Origin of the sequence: Neoakkermansia glycaniphila, from assembly GCF_900097105.1 — a bacterium.
Lineage (GTDB): Bacteria > Verrucomicrobiota > Verrucomicrobiia > Verrucomicrobiales > Akkermansiaceae > Akkermansia > Akkermansia glycaniphila.
This window is the reverse complement of sequence record NZ_LT629973.1, coordinates 1,958,282-1,978,232: the sequence shown is the minus strand read 5'-3', so window position 1 is coordinate 1,978,232 and position 19,951 is coordinate 1,958,282. Positions and strand designations below refer to the sequence as shown.

At 58.9% G+C, this 19,951-nt stretch carries 16 protein-coding genes; 5 read left to right on the top strand and 11 right to left on the bottom strand.

The window, feature by feature from the left end:
- Window positions 1-58 precede the first annotated feature (58 nt).
- Both fmt and PYTT_RS08235 read left to right on the top strand, forming a co-directional pair.
- The gene (gene fmt, locus PYTT_RS08240) at window positions 59-1,024 is read left to right on the top strand and encodes a methionyl-tRNA formyltransferase (RefSeq protein WP_067774226.1); all 966 of its coding nucleotides are present in this window, start codon (window positions 59-61) and stop codon (window positions 1,022-1,024) included.
- Between the two features lie 26 nt (window positions 1,025-1,050).
- On the top strand, window positions 1,051-3,054 hold the full coding sequence (locus tag PYTT_RS08235) for an ATP-dependent helicase (RefSeq protein WP_067774229.1): 2,004 nt from the start codon (window positions 1,051-1,053) through the stop codon (window positions 3,052-3,054).
- Between the two features lie 124 nt (window positions 3,055-3,178).
- Here the strand turns inward: PYTT_RS08235 and PYTT_RS08230 are convergent, their stop codons facing one another.
- Window positions 3,179-5,668, bottom strand: coding sequence for a glycosyl hydrolase family 95 catalytic domain-containing protein (locus tag PYTT_RS08230; protein WP_156850350.1), 2,490 nt, complete (start codon window positions 5,666-5,668; stop codon window positions 3,179-3,181).
- A 301-nt stretch (window positions 5,669-5,969) separates the two neighbouring features.
- Between PYTT_RS08230 and PYTT_RS08225 the strand changes: the two genes are divergently transcribed.
- A complete protein-coding gene (locus tag PYTT_RS08225; RefSeq protein WP_067774235.1) occupies window positions 5,970-6,587 on the top strand; it encodes a hypothetical protein in 618 nt (205 codons plus the stop codon).
- Between the two features lie 42 nt (window positions 6,588-6,629).
- A complete protein-coding gene (locus tag PYTT_RS08220) occupies window positions 6,630-7,214 on the top strand; it encodes a hypothetical protein (RefSeq protein ID WP_067774238.1) in 585 nt (194 codons plus the stop codon).
- Between the two features lie 119 nt (window positions 7,215-7,333).
- On the opposite strand, the gene PYTT_RS08215 is transcribed toward PYTT_RS08220, so the two are convergent.
- The 7 genes from PYTT_RS08215 to PYTT_RS08185 all read right to left on the bottom strand — a co-directional run bounded on the left by PYTT_RS08215 (window position 7,334) and on the right by PYTT_RS08185 (window position 14,153).
- Window positions 7,334-8,224, bottom strand: a complete 891-nt coding sequence (locus PYTT_RS08215) for a LamG-like jellyroll fold domain-containing protein (protein WP_071133394.1) — start codon at window positions 8,222-8,224, stop codon at window positions 7,334-7,336.
- Window positions 8,225-8,626: 402 nt separating this feature from the next.
- The gene (locus PYTT_RS08210) at window positions 8,627-9,583 is read right to left on the bottom strand and encodes a LamG-like jellyroll fold domain-containing protein (RefSeq protein ID WP_067774244.1); all 957 of its coding nucleotides are present in this window, start codon (window positions 9,581-9,583) and stop codon (window positions 8,627-8,629) included.
- Between the two features lie 258 nt (window positions 9,584-9,841).
- Window positions 9,842-10,762, bottom strand: coding sequence for a class A beta-lactamase (gene bla, locus PYTT_RS08205; protein ID WP_067774247.1), 921 nt, complete (start codon window positions 10,760-10,762; stop codon window positions 9,842-9,844).
- A gap of 84 nt (window positions 10,763-10,846) precedes the next feature.
- A complete protein-coding gene (gene arsC, locus PYTT_RS08200) occupies window positions 10,847-11,200 on the bottom strand; it encodes an arsenate reductase (glutaredoxin) (protein WP_067774251.1) in 354 nt (117 codons plus the stop codon).
- 160 nt (window positions 11,201-11,360) lie between these two features.
- Window positions 11,361-12,350 carry a UDP-glucose 4-epimerase GalE gene (galE, locus tag PYTT_RS08195; protein WP_067774254.1) on the bottom strand — a complete coding sequence of 330 codons (990 nt, stop codon included), beginning with the start codon at window positions 12,348-12,350 and terminating at the stop codon, window positions 11,361-11,363.
- Between the two features lie 23 nt (window positions 12,351-12,373).
- Window positions 12,374-13,333, bottom strand: coding sequence for a transaldolase (tal, locus tag PYTT_RS08190; RefSeq protein WP_067774257.1), 960 nt, complete (start codon window positions 13,331-13,333; stop codon window positions 12,374-12,376).
- Between the two features lie 97 nt (window positions 13,334-13,430).
- A complete protein-coding gene (locus tag PYTT_RS08185; protein WP_067774260.1) occupies window positions 13,431-14,153 on the bottom strand; it encodes a hypothetical protein in 723 nt (240 codons plus the stop codon).
- A 125-nt stretch (window positions 14,154-14,278) separates the two neighbouring features.
- Here PYTT_RS08185 and PYTT_RS08180 point away from each other — a divergent pair, with 125 nt between their 5' ends.
- Entirely contained in the window at window positions 14,279-14,794 is a 516-nt protein-coding gene (locus tag PYTT_RS08180) for a phosphoribosyltransferase (protein ID WP_067774264.1), read from the top strand.
- Between the two features lie 362 nt (window positions 14,795-15,156).
- Here the strand turns inward: PYTT_RS08180 and PYTT_RS08175 are convergent, their stop codons facing one another.
- From PYTT_RS08175 to PYTT_RS08165, 3 genes are read right to left on the bottom strand one after another with little or no spacing between them, the layout of a single operon-like run.
- Window positions 15,157-17,376, bottom strand: a complete 2,220-nt coding sequence (locus PYTT_RS08175) for an MGH1-like glycoside hydrolase domain-containing protein (RefSeq protein ID WP_067774267.1) — start codon at window positions 17,374-17,376, stop codon at window positions 15,157-15,159.
- A 20-nt stretch (window positions 17,377-17,396) separates the two neighbouring features.
- Window positions 17,397-18,821 carry an adenylosuccinate lyase gene (gene purB, locus PYTT_RS08170; protein WP_067774270.1) on the bottom strand — a complete coding sequence of 475 codons (1,425 nt, stop codon included), beginning with the start codon at window positions 18,819-18,821 and terminating at the stop codon, window positions 17,397-17,399.
- Window positions 18,822-18,881: 60 nt separating this feature from the next.
- On the bottom strand, window positions 18,882-19,946 hold the full coding sequence (locus PYTT_RS08165; RefSeq protein WP_172801792.1) for a glycosyltransferase family 2 protein: 1,065 nt from the start codon (window positions 19,944-19,946) through the stop codon (window positions 18,882-18,884).
- Window positions 19,947-19,951 lie beyond the last annotated feature (5 nt).

Genomic DNA, 19,951 nt, shown 5'->3' with positions numbered 1-19,951 from the left:
GCCGCCCGGAGCATTTCAAGATTGACCAAAACGTCCAATCAGGGCACTTTCTTCTTGTATGCGCATCGTCCTCATGGCCACAGGTGATATCGCCATTCCCAGTTTCCACGCCCTGAAAGAAAGCGGGGAACTGGTCGCACTCGTCACACAGCCGGACCGCCCGGTCGGCCGCCATCAGGATCTCACGCCCCCCCCGATCAAGCTTCACGCCGTCGAAGCGGGCATCCCCGTTCTTCAGCCGGAAAGCATGCGCGCCCCCGAAGCCGTCGCGAAACTCGCCGCCATGCAGCCCGACCTCCTCGTCGTCATGGCCTACGGGCAAATCCTCACCGAAGAAGTCATCGCTCTCGGCTGCATGGGCTGCATCAACGCACACGCCTCCCTCCTGCCCCGCCACCGGGGAGCCGCCTGCATCCAGGCCGCCATCGACGCCGGAGACTCCGAAACGGGCGTCACCATCATGCACGTCGTCAAACGGCTCGACGCGGGCGACATCATCACCCACCGCCGCATCCCCCTCCGGGGCACGGAAACCGCCGAAGACCTCCAGAACACGCTCGCAGCCATCACGCCGGAAGCCCTTCTGGAAGTCATCAACCAGCTGCGCGACGGCACCGCCCCCCGCGAACCGCAGGACGAACAGCTCTCCACCTACGCACCGAAACTCCTCCGCAAAGACGGCTTCATCGACTGGAAGCAGCCGGACTACATCATCGCCCGCAAAATCCGTGCCTACCACTCCTGGCCCGGCACCTACACCGACTACCCCTCCGTCCGCCGCGACCGCAAGAAAAACCTCAAAATCTTCCCCCCCGTCGACCTCATCCCCATCAGCGACCTCCCCGCCAACACCGTACCGGGCGAAGTCCTCGAAAGCAACGGCTGCGGCCTCATCGTCGCTTGCGGCAAGGGCGCCATCCGCATCTCCACCCTCCAGCCGGAAGGCGGCCGCCGAATGAGCGCGGAAAGCTTCTTCTCCGGGCACGCCCTCTACCCCGGCGCCATCCTCGGCAAAGCCCTCTGACCCCGGCGAGCAGCGACACCCGACCCATGGCCGAATCCTTCTCGATCGACAGCCTCAACGCCGCGCAGAAAAAGGCGGTGCAAACCCTCAACGGCCCCGTCCTCATCCTCGCCGGAGCCGGCACGGGCAAAACGCGCACCGTCACCTGCCGCATCGCGCACATGGTGGACAAGGGCATCAACCCCAAAGGCATCCTCGCCCTCACCTTCACCAACAAGGCCGCCAACGAAATGGCCGACCGCGCCGCCGCCATGGTCTCCCGCAAAGCGGCCCGCGCCATGACCATCTGCACCTTCCACTCTCTCTGCGTCCGCATCCTGCGGCAGGACATCGGCCGCCTCGGCTACAAGGAAAACTTCACCATCTACACCGGAAGCGACCAGACAGGACTCCTCCGCCAGCTCATCATGCAGCACGGCGGCGGCAAGGAAAAGCTCGAACCCGGCGCCGTCCTCACCGAACTCAGCCGCGTCCGCAACAACGGGCAGAACATCGCCGACATCAAGGACAACCTCATCTCCACCGTCGCCGAAGCCTACCAGCGCGCCATCCGCGCGCAGAATGCCGTGGACTTCGACGACCTCCTCATCCTCACCGAACACCTCCTCCGCAACCATGCCGACATCCGGGAAAAATGGCGCACACGCTTCTCCCGCATCACCGTCGATGAATTCCAGGACACCAACTCCCTCCAGATGAGCCTCCTCCGGCAGCTCGTCGGCCCCGGCCACCACGTCTGCGTCGTCGGCGACGACGACCAGTCCATCTACGGCTGGCGCGGCGCACAGATCTCGAACATCCTCGAATTCGAACGCTTCTTCCCCGATCCCACCGTCATCAAGCTCGAAGAAAACTACCGCTGCACGCGGCAGGTGCTCGACGTCGCCAATGCCCTCATCGCCAACAATGCAGGCCGCCGCGAAAAAACGCTCCGCTCCCAGAAGGAAGGCACCGAACCCGTACGCCTCATCGCCATGCCCGGCTTTCAGGAAGAAGCCGAGTACATCGTGGACGACATCGAAGAACAACGCCGCCTCCACAAACACCCCTGGGAAAACTTCGCCATCCTCTTCCGCGCCAACACCCAGAGCCGCCCCGTCGAAATGGCCCTGCGTGAACACCGCATCCCCTACCGCATGATCGGCGCGCAAAGCTTCTTCGACCGCAAGGAAATCAAAGACCTCGTCGCCTACCTGCAGGTCATGGACAATCCGGACGCCGACCTCCACCTCCTCCGCATCCTCAACACTCCCGCCCGCGGCATCAGCTCCAACACCGCCTCCTTCGCCATCGACTGGAGCCGAGAACACGGCAAAAGCGTCTGGGCCACCCTGTGCGACCTCTCCTTCCTCGCGGAATGCTCCACCCGCACCCAGAACAGCATCAACGCCTTCACCGAACTCATCACCCGCTTCGGCACCGAATTTTCCGCCAGCCAGCGCAACTTCGCCGAAATACTCGACGAACTCATGGAGGAAACCGAATACGAGGAATTCATCACCCGCAACTGCAAAACGGAAGTCGAACGCGAAAAACGCCTCATCTCCATGGGCGACATCCGCAACGCGCTCAAAACCTACTGGCAGCCCGGCAAAACCCTCACCGACTTCCTCGCCCAGATCACCCTCGACCAGGACAACGACGACGACGACATCGAAAAAAAATCCGGCGTCTGCCTCATCACCATGCACGCCGCCAAAGGACTCGAATTCCACACCGTCTATCTCGTCGGCGTCGAACAGGGCATCCTCCCGCACAAACGCTCCATCGACGACGGCAACACCGATGAAGAACGCCGCCTCTTCTACGTAGGCATCACCCGAGCGCAGGAACGCCTCACCATGACCTACTGCGCCCGGCGCACCATGTACGGCACCCCCACCGCCTGCGAACGCTCCGCCTTCCTCGACGAAATCCCGCCGGAACTCATCGAATTCCGCAAATACGACGACATCATGTCCGAAGAAGTCTCGCAGGAAGACTCCGCCAGCTTCTTCAACTCCCTGCGCGACATGCTCAGCGAAGACTGATTCCCGCCGATCCCTTCCCGCCTCCCTGCGGACAGACGACGAACCACACCCGCAGGCACAGCGCAAAAAAACCTTCCGTCGGCCACAGAGCCTCGGAAGGTTGTTCGGAAACTGATGATCTCCGTTACATATTCTGCCCGGTACCGATCGTACGCGGCCCCCATTCGGCCTTCTTCGGAGCCTTATTCGGCGTCGACCGGTACAGAACCGGCTCGGCATTCGCCGGAACCCCGGCCGGAGTTATCCGGTATTGGCCGTTCGCCACGGTATCGAAAGCGATCACATCCGCCCCCTTCTCACGGACGGCCACGGCGGCACCGTTCGCCCCCTGACGCACCTCCACCGCCTTGCCGGGCCACGGATTCTGCAGCACGCATTCTCCGCCCAAGCGGCTCGCGATACCGATACTGCCGACGGAACCCTTCTTCCAATCCGCCGCCACGAGAAAACCTCCCCGCGCCAGCAACTTGAAAGCCATCTCCCGATCCTTCCACTCGGCCGGAACCGCCGGGAACACGCGAATCTTCCCTTCGTTGCTTTGCAGCAGCATCTCCGTCAGCGCAAGGGAAACGAGGCTCGTCGTCTCCATCCCGCACTGGTAGAAATCCTTCCACAGAAGATTGATTCGGCCCACCATATTCGTCTTGTGGTCAAGCTGGTAAATCTTGTCGGGATAGCCCGTGCAGTTGAACATCAGGCCGGACGGGAAATACTGCATCGTCTGCACCCCCGTCTTCAGCAGGCGCAGCGCATCGTCTCCCATCCCCATGCGAGCGGCGATCACCGGCGTAGGATGATGGGAATACATCGACTCCGTACCCTTGACGAAATTCGCCACGGCCCTGCCCTCCTTCGTCTCGCGCTGATCGATGCCGATATTGCCGGAAGGGAATGCGGCCAGACCTCCGATCGCCCAGCCGTGAGGCTCATACCTGCCTCCGTTGGTCGGAGCAATGACCTCACCTGCCGGATACTTCGGACTATTCATATACAGCCTCGGCCACAGATGGTCGAGTACGTGCTGCATCTTCGCCACATGCTCTCCCTGAATACCCAGCTCCTTCGAAGCCGCGATGCAGGAAAGGAACAGATCCTCTATATACTCGCGATCGCTCTCCGGCTCCTTCGCCGGGCCGAAACCGTTCCCATCCTCATAAACGGAACCGTTCATCGTGAAAACCTTGCGTCCCTCATCCCACACCAGCTTCTGCAAATAGAAATTCGCCGCACGCTGCATGAACGGATACGCCGTCTTCCGCAAAAACTCCTTATCCTTCGTAAACTCGTACACCTCCCAGAAACGCGAAGCCACCTGCGCCGCCTGCGTAAAAGCATGCACCATATCGCCCCGGTTCTGGTCCACCATCGTCCCGTCGAAATCGTGCATCTCGGCCAACAGAATCGCATCGTTCTTCGCACCCCGGGCGGCTGCCAGATTCTTCATACCCGGCTTCTCCGCCATACGGTTGTACGTCTCCCAATACGGGCGCATCAAATCCACATCGTTCTGGGCGCACAGTCCCCAGTACTGCTGCTGCATATTCCAGTGGTGGGGAGACACCCAGTTGGTCACATCGCGATTCCAACGCCACAGGCCGCCATTGAAAATCACCGGGTATTTTCCGCGCGATCCGCACCCCATCAGATACCGCCTCAGATACCAGAGATTTTCCAGATAATCGTCACCAAGATGTACGAACGACTTGTTCCAGAAACGCTTGAACCACTCATCCTTCGTCTTGCGCATCTGCTCCACGCCCGCCTTCTCCGCGCCATCCAGCAAAGCCTGCACCGCCTGGGCGGGATTCGGGGAATCCTCCGCCGTCGCCACAGCCACGAGAATCCGGCATTTGGCTGACGGAGCGGACACCTCGCCGCTGAAGCGGTTGAGGCGTTCCGCACGGGCCTTGCCGTTCCCCGCCACGCGCATACCGACCACGAAATCCATACCGCTGCCCTTCTCCGTCAAAAGCACCGTCCGTCCGTCCGATGCCACCTGCGGATTGCTGCCGCCCAGCGCCGTGCCGGGCTGCCTGTCAAAACCGCCGCTGTACCAGAAGGCGAACGCCCGGCTGCCGATCCTCTCCAGATGCGCCGTCACCGGAGCGGCATCTTCACTCCCCTCGCACTCGATCACCCACACGTTGCGATCCTGCGCCAGCCATGTGCGCACCTGCACATCGCCGAAATTGCTTTGGGAGGCAAAGGAAGCCTCCCCGCGCTCCAGAGACAGGCGGCCCTGAAAATTGTTCAGCGCATGAATCCAGCTGAACACGGGTACGCCGAAATCAAGCCTCACTCGCGCCGCATGCCGGGGCACGCGGCCGCTGTGGCCCGCCTCGGAATTCGACCAGATATCATCCTTGTGAATCTGGAACTCGATACCCCGGTCCTGCGTCCACACAAGACCGCCCATCTTCCCGTTCCCCAAAGGCACTCCTTCCACAGGCACCTTCATCGGAGACTGGTACACGATATCATGCCGCGACACATACGAAGAATCGGCTCGGAACGGCACGACATCCGCCACACCTTGCTTCGCCTCATTCTCCGAGGCCTGTCCCGGAACTGCGGACACCATGCCCAGCAGCCCCAGGCACCAACATTTCCCCATGATCTTCAATACGGATATCATCTTGATTATTGTAAAAATTCATGCACCCCGGGGCGCATCCAGACCATACTGCACAAAAAATCATACCGCAATAAAAAACGGTTGGACATCCCGCCTTTTCTCTCCGCAAACCGGACGATTCCATGCTGCCAGCCGCATCCACGCACACGTCTCCGGAACGGGGAAAGAAAAAACCGTCGCCCCCTCACTTTGAGCTTGCTTCCCGAACCCTTCATAGTAGAATACAGAACGCCTGTTTGTTTCCTCCATATGCATTCGAGGCGCCGACATCACTTCTGCCATGAAAATCCATCGCATACTTTTCCTCTGCACGGCTCTGGCGAGCACTCTGGTTCTCACGACGCAGTGCAACTCCTCAAGCGAAAACGAATCGCTCGTCAAAGCGCCGGCCGACTCCAGCCTGAACGGCACCCTGATGACCTTCGTCAACGGGATCTTCTCCGCAGGAGACTACGCCTCGGATGCGGACATCGACGGCGAGGGCAATGATATCAGCGGCCCCAGCGGCAAACTGCCCTCCACCAATGCGACACCCTTCTTCTCCACCGAATGGAAATACACGCGCTTCGAAGGCAACACCTTCACCGCGCTGCGCGAAGATTACTCCGTACTCGGACAGGGAACCTACACCAACAAGGTCGAGGGAACGACCGGAGAATCCACCATCCTCGAACTCGTCTTCACGACCGACCTTGAAAAAACGATCGACTCCGTCACGTATTCCTACACCAACATCAGGCTCTCCGGCGCACTTTCCCGCATGGCCTACCGCGATGTCTACTCCGGCATCTGCTCCTACACGGAAACCGCCACCACCACCACGGGCGGCAGCGTCTCCTACCCGCGCAACTACCGCTTCTCGAACGCCATCGTCACCCTCACCAAACTGGCGCAGTAACGGCCTCTTTACCCATCAACCACACACTTCTTGCACTCCGTCATGAAATGGCAGCATCTCCTCCTTCTCGGCGCCGCTCTCTGCAGCCCGGTCGCCCTCACCCAGTGCAGCAGCAGCAGCGATTCCGGTGCGGATACAAACGTCAACCAGACCTTGGACGGCTATGAGATGATCTCGCCGACCGGGCTCTTCAACGACAGCGACCTCATCAGCAGCACCGACACGACCGCCACCGCTCCGCAGTTTGCGAAAAGCTGGGTCTACACCGAGTTCGACGACACCACCTTCAAGGCCTACCGCTCCGACCGTTCCACGCTGATCGCCCAGGGCACCTACACGTGGAAACCCGCATCCAGCACGACCAAGGCAGTCATCCTGCACCTCGACATCACCTCCACGATGGACATCACGGACGACAAAGGCGTGCGCTACACCTACACCAACGTTCAGCTCGATGCATCCCTGCCGGGTATCAGCGGCTCCGGACTCACCCTCTCCGGCCTCTGCTCCTTCGATGTGCGCCGCACGGCGGACAACGCCAACCAGACCACGCAGCAAAGCTGCAAATTCTCGAACAGCAACGTCACCGTGCAGCAGCTCGCTCCCGGTGCGGAACCGCAGGGTTAATTCCAAACGAATTCATATCGCAAAAAAACTGCCTCTCCGATACGGAAGGCAGTTTTTTTTGCATGAAACCATCAGCTGCACGCATCCCATGCGCCGCGGCACGAATGGTGTAGAAAAAGCTATACCCTGCGGCGGCGGCGCAGGACAAAAGCAGCCATCCCCGCGCAGGACAACAGAACCGAAGAAGGCTCCGGCACCGGGAGAGTATTGATCTCCTTGTCACGAACGAAAGCCATCTCGTCCGCATTCAACACCTTATTCCAGATGGCCAGTTCATCGACAACGAAACTACCCATCTGCCCGTCTCTCAATCCGTCGAATTCCGACCCCTCCGGAGCCGGACCGCCGATCTGCAATGAATTCAACACGTTGAAATCGAAATCCTGCCCGGTAGATTGGCCGCACGTCAGCAACAGAGTACCGTCAAGATACATGGAAAGATTTCCTTCGGAAAGAGTCAAGACGAGAGAAATCAGCTTGTCCTGAGGAGGCAAAGGCATGACAACGTTGACATCGGACCAGTCGCCCGGCATATTCGTCTGGAACTTCATATTCTGATGATCCGCCTCCGGAACAAAAGCAAAATAAAACCGCGATGCTGCACCCGTCACCGAATTGGCGAATTCGGTCTCGCAATAAAAGCCGTGGGACGATGAATCCCATACACCGACATTGCCGTTGCAAAGGAGCATGGAAATACTCATTCCATCGCTATCCGTCCATGTAGGCCTGCTGTCTCCGGTGTATTTCACCGTAACATCTCCGCCTTCCTTGAAGCTGGCAAACATGGAACCATTTCCCGAATCATACTTGTTGGGAATATAACCGTATCCGTAATTCGGATCCCATTTCGATGTCGCATTATTTCCGATCGCAATATCCGGCTTGCCTCCTGAAGAATAGGTCGGTATTTTCCATGCGCCATTATTCCCCGTATTGAAATCCCAGTAATCGTAAAGGTCTTTTTTGGATATACCGCCAAAAGCAGCCGATGCGCCAAACAGGAACATGGTCAGGGAAAATAAAATTTGTTTGCTCATACAGAAACGAATCGGCAGATACTCAGCCGAAAGAACAAACGGAGGATACACCCATCCCAACAATAGTCAACATTATTTAACAACGAATTTTGCCGCTTTCTTCTTCATGGCATATTTTCATGATATTTTTCCGGCAAAAAACCAGAAAACTTGCAGTATCTTACTTACAAAGAGCATCAAACAGCACAATCTCCCCCAACACCGAATAGCTCCATCCCGCGACAATCGCACGCATGGCGCTCCCGCCGCCTCCCGTCCGGCACGCCTCATCCGAAACAAACCCGGCCGGGCAAACCGGCAATCGCCGACCCCGGCGCAGGTGCATACATAGCCTGCACACTGCACTGCTTCACCGAAGCTTGCAGCTATTCCTCATGCACGCCCGGCATGAAACGGAGAGGCATCATCCTGCCCCCGGCGACGGCGGCGCAGAGCAAAAGCGGCAACGCCGACGCAAGACAACAGAGCGGAGGATGGCTCAGGAGCCGGAAGCGTCACGATTTCATTGTCACGCACGAAAGTTACTTCATCCGTATTCAGCGTCTTCTTCCAGATAGCCAGTTCATCAATGACAAAACAGCCAGACTGGCCCACTCTCAAGCCATCGAATTCTTCTCCTGCTGGAGCCGGGCCTCCGATTTGAAATGAATTCAACACATTGAAATCGAAAGCATTTCCGACAGCTGCACCACAAGTCAGCAACAATGCTCCGTCCAGATACATGAAAAGAGAACCCTCGGAAAGAGTCAAAACAAAAGAAACCAGTTTGTCCTGCGGCATCAAAGGCATGACAACGTTGACCCCGGACCAGTCTCCCGGCATATTCGTCTGGAATTTCATATTCCTGTGGTCTGCCTCCGGTACGAAAGCATAATAGAATCTGGACACAGCCCCCGTCTCCGAGTTGGAAAATTCGGTCTCGAAATAGAAACCGTGTGCCGATGAATTCCACGCACCGACATTGCCATTGCAAAGGAGCATGGAAATACTGATGCCGTCTTTATCCGTCCACGTCGGCCGATTGGCTCCATCATACTTCACGGTGATGTCGCCTCCTTCCTTGAAACTGGCGAACATGGAACCGTTGCCTGAATCATATTGAGTGGAAATATACCCGTATCCGTAATTTGGATCCCATTTCGAGGTAGAGGCTGAGCCGATCGTCACCGTTGGGTTGCCGCCCGACGTATAGGTCGGAATTTTCCACGTTCCGTTGGCTCCCACGTTAAAATCCCAATAATCATAAAGCTCATCTTTCGCTATTGCACCAAATACCGTTGATGCACTGGACAGAAGTAGAAGCAGGGAATAGACAATGTTTTTGCGCATATTGAATCAAACCACCAGTAACTTATCTGGAAGGCGGCGCAAAGATGCCGCATGCCTGCACGAAAGTCAACACTATTCGCAATCGAATTTGACATACATAATACATTGATTATTACTTTAATGCCATTTACGCATACAAATTAGATTGTATTGCATAATCTTCGGTGTATCCGGCTCACGGAGAACGCACAGAATCTCCCCGACCTGAACCCGCACGGCGCTCAAGGATCCACAAAAATATGCACGCATACCACCTCCTCACTCCTTCTTTTCCGGCGCTCTCCATTCGGAGCATGCCCAGCGGGCCAATGATGCAATCACAGCCGCACACTCCTTCACAGGCCTGCGGCTATCCGACACAAACGCACAAATCGCCAATCGGCGGCCATCCGGAAGCACAGCTATTCCCACATCGTTGAATGCGCCCACAAGGCCATCCTTCCGCACGCCGGAAGACCCCGTCTTGTGCGCCAGCACCGCTCCGGCAGGCATACCCTGCACCAGGCGGTCGGTACCGGTCTTGCATCCGGCCATCATCTCCCAGAGCTCGCGGTTCGTCGCCTCGCGGAGAATTTTGCCGTCCGCAAACAGCTTCAACAACCCGGCCATCGCAGACGGGCGGGCCGCATTCAAATAAATGGCATTCCAATCATCCTGCATCACTCCTTCCAACACGCGAATACTGATATCCTCCACACCCCACTTCTTCAAATCCGCCTGCGCCGCTGCAGGGCCGCCGATCAGGCCGAACAGAAAATCGCAGGCATTGTTATCGCTCTCCGCCACCGAATAACGCAGCAGCTCCCGAAGCGTAAACATGCCGCCTTGCGGGAACTTCTCGCGCATCGGGCTCCACGTCTTCGGATCCAGATCCTTACCCGCCACCCTGTATTTCGCATCCAGATCCAGCTTCCCCTCATCCACACGGCTCAGCACGGACAAGGCCAGAGGGAACTTGAACACGCTCATCATCGGATACATGCCCTCATCCCCCCATCCGGCGGAAGCTCCGGAATCCAGATCAAGCACGAAAAAACCCACCTTGCCGTCGGACAGCCGGACAGCCTTTTCCAACCCGGCCGGTACGGACGGACGAACGGCCTCGGGCGATTCGGAGGCGGAAACAAAAGCGGGCGCAGAGCATGCCAGCAGGCAAACAAGACGGAAAAAAGTCTTCATGGAGGCATCATGCCCCGCCGGGCCTGCCTTGTCAAGCAGGCTCCGCGCCGCCAGAGGAAAAGCGGGAATCCTTCCCTATCCGGCTCACGGCATGATCTCGTCCAGAGCCTCCATCGGGCGGCACAGGCGTGCGCCCTTCGCCGTCACCACGATCGGGCGGTTGATCAGAATGGGGTGCTGAACCATCATATCGATCAGCTCGTCGTCCGTCCACTTGGGATCGTCCAGATGAAGCTCGCCGTACACATCCTCGCCGTCGCGCATGATGCCGCGCACGCTCAGCCCCGTCTGGCGGATCAGCTCCGCCAGTTCTTCGCGGCTGGGAGGATTCTCCTTGTACAGGACGATTTCCGGTTCTTCTCCGGCCTCGCGGATTCTCTTGAGGGCTTCACGGGATTTGCTGCACGACGGATTGTGGTAAATGGTGATTTTCTGCATCGGATCTATTTGTTTCTGGAATCATTCTCACCTATTTTCCGATACGATGCAACATCATAAACCGTCCGCGACCCCGCTCTCCCTGTCATCATATCCCCGGCAAATGCAAAGAGCGGCCCCGCATGGAGCCGCTCTTGGAAAAACAGGGCGCACAGACGCTTCAGAAGTGGCCGCCGTGCGGGCCGGTCATCCACTTCCAGGCCGTATCCACAATGTGGAAGGCATCCTTGCAGCGTGCTTCCCAGCCGAGCACATCCTTCGCCTTGCGGGCATCCGCAATCAGGCGGGGCGGGTCGCCTTCGCGGCGCGGGCCGTAGGTCACCGGCACCTTCTTGCCCGTCACCTTTTCGGCGGCGTCGATAATCTCGCGCACGGAAAGGCCAAGGCCCGTACCCAGATTGAACCAGTTCGTTTCGCCACCCTTGACCAGATAATCGACGGCGCGCAGATGGGCATCCGCCAGATCGTCCACATGGATGTAGTCGCGGATGCAGGTACCGTCCGGAGTATCGTAATCCGTACCGTACACCTCGATCACGGGACGTTCGCCCTTGACGGCGAGGAGAATATTCGGGATCAGGTGCGTTTCCGGCTCGTGGTCTTCACCGATCAGGCCGTCTTCGCTGCAACCGGAGGCATTGAAATAGCGCAGGAACACGCTCTTCAGGCCGTAGGCGCGGTCGCAATCCTTGCACACCTTTTCCAGCATCAGCTTGGAACCGCCGTAGGGATTGATGGGATCCTGCTTCTCGGTCTCGGGAATCGGGATCTGGGTCGGCACGCCGTAGGTCGCGCAGGTGGACGAGAAGACGAACCGCTTGCAGCCCGCCGTGATCATCGCGCGCAGCAACACGAGCGGCTTGGCGATGTTGTTCTCGTAGTACTTGAGCGGGTCCGTCACCGATTCGCCCACATTGATGAAAGCGGCGAAATGCACCACCGCATCGAAATTGCCTTGAAGCAGCAGGGGATACACGACGCTCGGGTCGCCCAAATCTCCCTTCACCAGCTTCACCTCGGGATCAACGATCGCCGCCGGATGCCCGTACACCATGCTATCGAGCACGGTCACGTCCGCGCCGGTCTTCACGAGCTGGCGCACCGTATGCGAGCCGATGTAGCCGGCGCCGCCTGTCACGAGAATCTTCATATTGTCAAAGGAATAGGTTGAAATCAGGCCATCATGGATTCAATCAGCTCTTCGAGCTTGCGGATGTCGGCCGAGAAGCGGCGAATGCCTTCCGCCGTCTTTTCCGTAGCCATCGCATCTTCATTGAAGAGGAAGCGGAAGCTCTTTTCATCGGCGCAAATGCGCTCGATCGAGCTTTCGCGGGCCTTGGCAGGGTCGAGGTGGCGCACCACCGTCTCATCGCTCTTGCTGAGCAGATCGAGCAGATCGGGGGAAATCGTCAGCAGGTCGCAACCGGCGAGGGCGAGAATCTGGCCCGTAGAACGGAAGGATGCGCCCATGATCTGCACATCGTAGCCGAACTTCTTGTAATAATTGTAGATCGTGCGGACGGAGATCACGCCCGGATCTTCCTCGGGCGCGTATTCCTTGCCCGTATTCTTCTTGTACCAGTCGTAAATACGGCCGACGAACGGGGAAATCAGGCGCACGCCCGCTTCGGCGCAGGCCACGGCCTGAATCAGCGAGAAGAGCAGCGTCAGATTGCAATGAATGCCTTCCTTCTCAAGAATCTCGGCGGCGCGGATACCTTCCCACGTCGCAGCGATCTTGATCAGGATGCGGTCGCGGGAAATACCTTTCGCTTCATACAGGGCGATGATTTCGCGGGCCTTGGCCACCGTGCTCTCCGTGTCGAACGACAGGCGGGCATCCACTTCCGTAGAAACACGGCCCGGCACCACCTTCAAAATCTCAAGACCGAACGCCACGATCACACGATCCATCACGGCTTCCGTCAAAGCCTTGCCGGACAGGGAGGAACCCTTGAACTCGGCGACGGCGCGTTCCACCAAATGGCGATATTCAGGTTTTTCGGAAGCCTGAAGAATCAGGGAAGGATTGGTCGTAGCCTCCTGAGGAGCATAAGCTTCCATCAGCTTGAAATCGCCGGTGTCGGCCACTACGGTTGTATACTGCTTCAATTGATCGAGTTGATTTGCCATAATCGTTAGGTGGAAAAAGCCGCGCCAGTATAGCAGCCCGTCCGGCAAAAGGCAAGACGGATTTCGGGACGGTGGGGCGACGCTCCTCCTCGCAGGCTCAATGGGCGGCGGCGTTCAGAGAACCTGTGCGCACAAGGCGGGATTTCAATTGATCTTCCAGCGACTGGATACGCTGCCAGTCCACCGCACCGCCCTTCGTGAACTTTTGCTTGAACGCATGGTAATACCCCCGGTAGGAAGAAGGATGGTGCTCCTCGAACCTCGCTTCGGAAATCTGCGGATAATTCCGGGCCATCCACCGGTACTGGGCAAAAACCGCCTGCCCCTCCACCACATCCACATACTGCGCGCTCACATACACCAGCGGGAAACGCTTGGCGAACCACGCATGCGCCAGCTCGTGAGCCAGCGTCGAATCCAGCACCGAACGCCCCACACCCGGACGGCGGAACTTCGAACGATCCACCGTCAGCGTCAAATCCGTACTGTACGGCTCAATCCCGCCGAGGCCGCTGCGGAGCCCTCCGGCCGCATACAGGGAACCCATCGTCTCGCCGCCCATGCCCTCCTTCGTCTGGATGCGGATTTCATCCGTAGACACCTTCACTCCGGCAGGCAGGCCGTAATAGCGCCTGTCCTTCTCGAAATCCGCATGAATCCCCTCCACGCGCTCCCGGAGGCTCTTCTCATGAAACACATCGTCCGGCAAAGCCCCTTCCCGGGCCACGAAATAGCCTGCCTGCGTCCTATCCTTGTCCAGCACCCAGTCCGCACAGGATGCCAGGCACAAAGCAGCCGCGAGAACACACAACTTCCACATGGCAGCCTTATAACAGAGAACGAACCGCAAGGCAACATCAACCTGCCTCATACAAACGGCCCGCGAAATCCTCGAAACTGCGCTTCCGCCTTGACGCAGCGAAGCAAACATCCTAAAATACATCCATGGAAATCATTCCCTACATCTCGCAAGAATCCATCGCTACCCGCGTGCCGATGCTGGCAAAAAAGATACTGAACACTCTGGGAAATGACGAAACCATCATCGCCTTCGTACTCCTCAACGGCGGCCTCTGGTTCGCCTCCGACCTCCTCCGCTACCTGCCGAGCAACTACAGGCTCGAAAGCTTCCGCGTGACCAGCTACGGAGAGGGCACCAGCAGCAGCGGAGCCGTCCACTGGGAACAGAACATGCCCGCCTTCGCCGGTAAAAAAGTCCTCATCATCGACGATGTGCTGGACACCGGCCTCACCATGCACACCATCAAGAACAAACTGCTTGAAAACGGAGCCGCGGCCGTCTACACCGTCGTCGCCGTCTACAAGCAGGGCCAGCGCCTCGTCAACTGCGAAGCCGATTTTCACGCCTTCACCGCGGGCAACGACTTTCTCGTCGGCTACGGCATGGACTACGCGGGCCAGTTCCGCAACCTGCCCTACATCGGCCGCCTTTCCTTATAGGCAACCCTGCAAAACTCCGAAAATCGAGGCCATAAAGCCCATTTGGAAGAAAAAACGGGAAAATATTCAAAAAAAATACACCGATTTAGACAAAAACGGCATTCCGGCTTGCTTTATAAGTAGAGCGGGCGACATTGTCCAAAAGCTCCAGGGAAGGTACTTCTGGGCCATAGAAGGAAGACCTTGACCGGATGGGCCGCCTGCTCAGGCCGAGGCATCACATCCATCCAACGTGCTAACCGCCGATTTAAAATGATCGAACCCGGAAAGTTCGATCCTGAAAAGAGAGTAGAGCCGGAGTTCTGCTCTCTTTTCCGTTTCCGGGCGCAGGCTCTGCCGCTCCTCCCATCACCCGCCGGGCATCAGCCGATGCGGGTCACTCTCAAATGGCGCACCATCGCCTGATTCGTACCCCCGTTCACATTGCGATCGCTCTCCGTATAGCGTATCTGGAACCGGTGCGTGCCAGATTCCAGAGACATTTCCAGCGCGGACGTATGCGTATAATGCTCCCAGTCGCCCGCCTCCCCCGTCTGCGGCATCACCAGATGCCCCTCGAACTTGTCATCCACGAACAGCGAACGTATGGCGCAGGTATCGCCGTCGCGGCGGCTCTCCGTCGCATTGCAAAACCATGCTTCCACACGGTAAATGCCCGATTCGGCCAAAGTAAGATCGTGATACACCAGGCAGCGCGTATGCGGCTGCGTATCGAGCCACGCCTGCCCTCCCTCGACGGGATATTCCCCATAACGGCCGATCGAAAGAGGCAGCACGCAGTAGCGCGAATTCGGCAGCAGATGCTCGCGGGGCGCATTCAGGAACGACTCGCGGCCACCGTAGCTCACGGCCTGCACCTGATACTGGGCATAATGAGGTTCCGCCACGGGCACATAGCGCAAAGCCGTCTGCTGCGTGATCGGTATGCCGTTGCGGTAAATGCGGTAATAGGCGGCGCGCTCCACGGGATGCCATTCAAGAGCATCCTCATCCTCCACCCATGCGGGCTCCTGCAAATCCGCAGGAGAAGCCGGAGCCAGAGCCGGTTCGCCGTCGCGGTCCACGGGATTCACCTCCAGCTCCACGACGAAATGCCCCGTCGCCCGGGCGCTGATGATCGGTGGGGCATCCTTGCCGTTGATCATGCAGCGGCACACCTCCGTGCCGTACCCGTGAATATGGACATCCAGCGTAAACGAACGCAGGCGCAGGCCGTACAGCCAGTGCTCGCCGGAATACTCCTTCGGCACACAGGGGGCGAACACCAGAACATCGCCATCCCATACCAGCCCGAACAAAGCGCGGTAGAACATGCCCAGAGTAGCCGCCACGCTCCAGAGCTGGCGGTCGGAATTCAGCACCGTATCGAAACAGTCGCCGGATTCCGCACTGAAATTCTCCTTATTCGTGCCGAACAGAAGCACGGCCCGCAGCAGGCAAGCCATATTCCGCGCTACCGCTCCCATATGCCCCACCTCGGCGGCGGCACGGAGCGCATACCCCTCCACGAACGGCCACACCGCATGATTGTGGTAGCAATCGCCCACAGAGCTCTTGAAAGGATCGAACGTCGGCACCCCGAAACAGCCGTGAGGCATGCGGCACACTACGCGCTCCGCATGCGCCCCGCCCGCAATGCCGAACAGCACGCAGAACGCCTCGCCCAGCGCATCGCTCCGGGGAGAAAGCACGGGATAGCCCCTGCCGTACAGATACTGCCCGTATTGGCCGCGGGCAGGCATCCAGAAAATATCGTTCAACAGATCCGCCAGCTTGTCCGCCTCCTCATCCCACGCCTCGGCCTCCTCCGCCTGCCCCAGCTCGCGGCACATCCACGAAAGAATCCGGCGCGCCTGGCTATGCAGGGCCATCGTACTCAGGGAAAACGACTCGGCAATATCCACGGGCGACATCCAGTCCGGGTAACTCTGCTCCCGCCAGTCGAGGAACGAACTCTCGCCGCGGATCAGCCCGCTCTGGTCGATCACAACCTCCTCGTCATGCACCAGCGTCCGGCGCAGCACATCCGCCGACCAGGCCAGCCACTCGCGGTCGCCCGTCGCCAGAAACACCTCCCAGGCCGCCAAAGCCCACGAAACGCGATCCGTCGAAACCGGCCACGAACCGCCCGTACCCGTATCCTGCACCACTTCTCCATCCGCCACGCGCGAACGCAGGCTTTGCATGCTATGCTCCGGATCGACCAGAGCCAGAGCGAGATGCACGGCAAAAGCCGTATCGCGCGTCCAGGCATGGTGCCAATTGGCGCCGGAAAAAAACAGGCCTTCCGGGCTGAGATTGTCCTCCACCTCGTTCATCGCCATATTATAGGCCGCTTCCAGAATCGGGAAGCAGCCCTTGTAGCGGGGAACGTGCGAAGGCACTTCGCGCAGGGCATGCTCATGCACCTCCCCGTGCGAAGAATCTCGATGCTGCCGCCATGTCGAACGAATCAGGCCCGGATGCACCACCTCCGCCACCGCGCCGTCCTGCTCCACCCGCGAACGGGTCATGCGGAACGCCGCGCTCTCGTAAACGAAACGTTCCCCTTCAGGACAACCGGCTGGCGAAAAATCCGACATGGCAATGCAATCTACAGATATTACAGAATGGCACCGGGAACGTAACCCGCCCCGGCGGGGAAACGGCCCACAATCTCCGACACCATCCCGCGGAACACAGCCACCTGCTCGGAGGCCATACCCGTATCATTCGCATTCTCATCAAAAATCGACTGCAACTCGCTGCGGCCGATACCCAGGCGATCATCCCCGGCGAGGCGATCGAGCAAATCGTTCTGCGAAATCGTCCCGGCGCGCAAATCGTTCGACACCGCCACAGCATGCTCCTTGATCACCTCGTGAGCCGTCTCGCGGCCGATACCGCGCTTCACGGCGGCCATCAGAATCGTCGTCGTCAGCAGGAACGGCAGATAGCGGCGCAGCTCGGCATCCACCACAGCGGCATACACGCCCATCTGATCGAGAATCGTCAGAAACGTCTCCAGCAACCCATCGGCGGCAAAAAACGAATCCGGCAGCACGCAGCGGCGCACCACGGAGCAGGACACATCGCCCTCGTTCCACTGATCGCCCGTAATCCCGGCGATCATCGCCAAATAGCCCTTCAGAATAATATGGAAACCGTTCACTCGCTCGCAGGAGCGGGCATTCATCTTATGCGGCATCGCGCTGGAACCCGTCTGCCCCTTGGCGAAACCTTCCGTCGCCAGCTCGTGGCCGGCCATCAGGCGCAGCGTCTTCGTAAACGAAGCACAACCAGCCGTCAGCTCCACAAGGCCGGACACCACGGCGAAATCGAGAGAACGCGGATACACCTGCCCCACATTCGTCCACTTCGCGGGAATCCCGAGATGGGAACAAACCTTCTCTTCGAGAGCCGCCACCGTCTCCGCATTCTTGCCGAACAGCGAAAGCTGATCCAGCTGCGTACCCACCGCGCCCTTCAGCCCGCGAACGGCATAGCGATCCATCTGCGACACCCATGCGCCGAAACCATGCACGATCTCCTCGCCGAACATCGCCACGCGCTTGCCCATCGTCGAAGTCTGCGCCGCCACATTGTGCGTACGCGCAGCCAGCGTCACATCCTTCCACTGCTCCGACAGGTTCGACAGGCGCACCAGCACCGCCACCGCCTTATCGCGGATCACCTGCATCGCACGCCACACCTGAAGCTGCTCCACATTCTCCGTCAAATCGCGCGAGGTCATCCCCTTGTGGATATGCTCGCACCCGGCCAGATCGCAGAACTCCTCGATACGGGCCTTCACATCGTGGCGCGTAATGCGCTCGCGGGCATTGATGGCATCCACATCCACCTGATCCTTCACCTTCTCGTAGGCCTCGATCGCCTCGGCGGGAATATCCAGCCCCAGCTCCTTCTGCGCCTTCATCACGGCAATCCAGAACTCGCGTTCAAGAACAATACGGCCCTCGGCCGACCAGATCGACTTCATCGCCGCCGACGCGTAACGCTCGGCCAGCACATTCGGAATAACGCTCATTGCCCGGCAAGTATAGACAACCCGCCCGGCAAAAGCAAGATCGAACACGCCGCAGACGCATCACCGCCTCCGCTGCAGGCGCTTCACCGCACTATACCAGCGCACGTACAACGGAAGAGGCAAACAACGGCCCACGGAAAACACCCACCAGGAAGGAGACCTCCACCGCGCCGAGCGAAACGTATGGCGCAGCCTCCTCCATGTGGACAACTGCCACCAGTCGCGCTGCAGCCGGGCATGCTCCAGCCCGCGCCCGCTCACCTCCACCATCAGCCCGGCGCGCCGCAACAGCTCCGCATCTCCGCCCTGCGAGGCAATCGACTCGCGAATACGCAACAAATCCCTATGCACGGCCTCATAACCCCGGCTCGTCCTCTCGTGGAAAACGACCAGCTTCCGCTCCTTGCTCTCAATCCGGGCCACACTCGCATCCCCATCTGATGCGCCGCTCATCTCCTCACCCGTCCTGCGGTACAGAATCGCGGGCGGCCCATGCAGAGCCACGGTATCGCCCACCAGCAGGCAGCGCATCGCCATCGTCTCATCATCCATATACGCCGCATCAAGAGGCAGCCCCCCCCACTCCCGGAAAATCTTGGCGGCATACGTCTTCACCGCAATGAAAGGAAGCACCGAATGCTTCGACGCATCGACATACTCGTCAATCGAATGCACCTCGTACCTCCACGCGGCATCCGAAACCAGCCGCCGCGCATACTCCATCGTACAGCCCGCATCCCCCACATTCACCAGTGGAGCCAGAAAACACGCTGCACCCGGATTATCCATAATGGCGCGCGCCAGCAGTGTACAGCGGTTCGGCAGCGACACATCGTCGTCATCAGCACGCACAACCCAGTCGGACGTCACGAACTGCACGGCATGGCTCGTATTCCCGGCCAGATGCATATTGTGAGGCGTCTGCGTCACCACTACGCGGCGGCCGCCCTTGTACGCCGCAACCATCTCCCGAATAACGTCGAACGTCCCGTCCGTCGAACAATCGTCACTGATAATATACTCCAGCTCCCCCTCGTAATCCTGCGCGAACGCACTCTCCAGAGCGGCGCGTATGTGCTGCTCCCGGTTATAGGCAAGCAGCACATACGACAATTTCGGCAGCATATCGG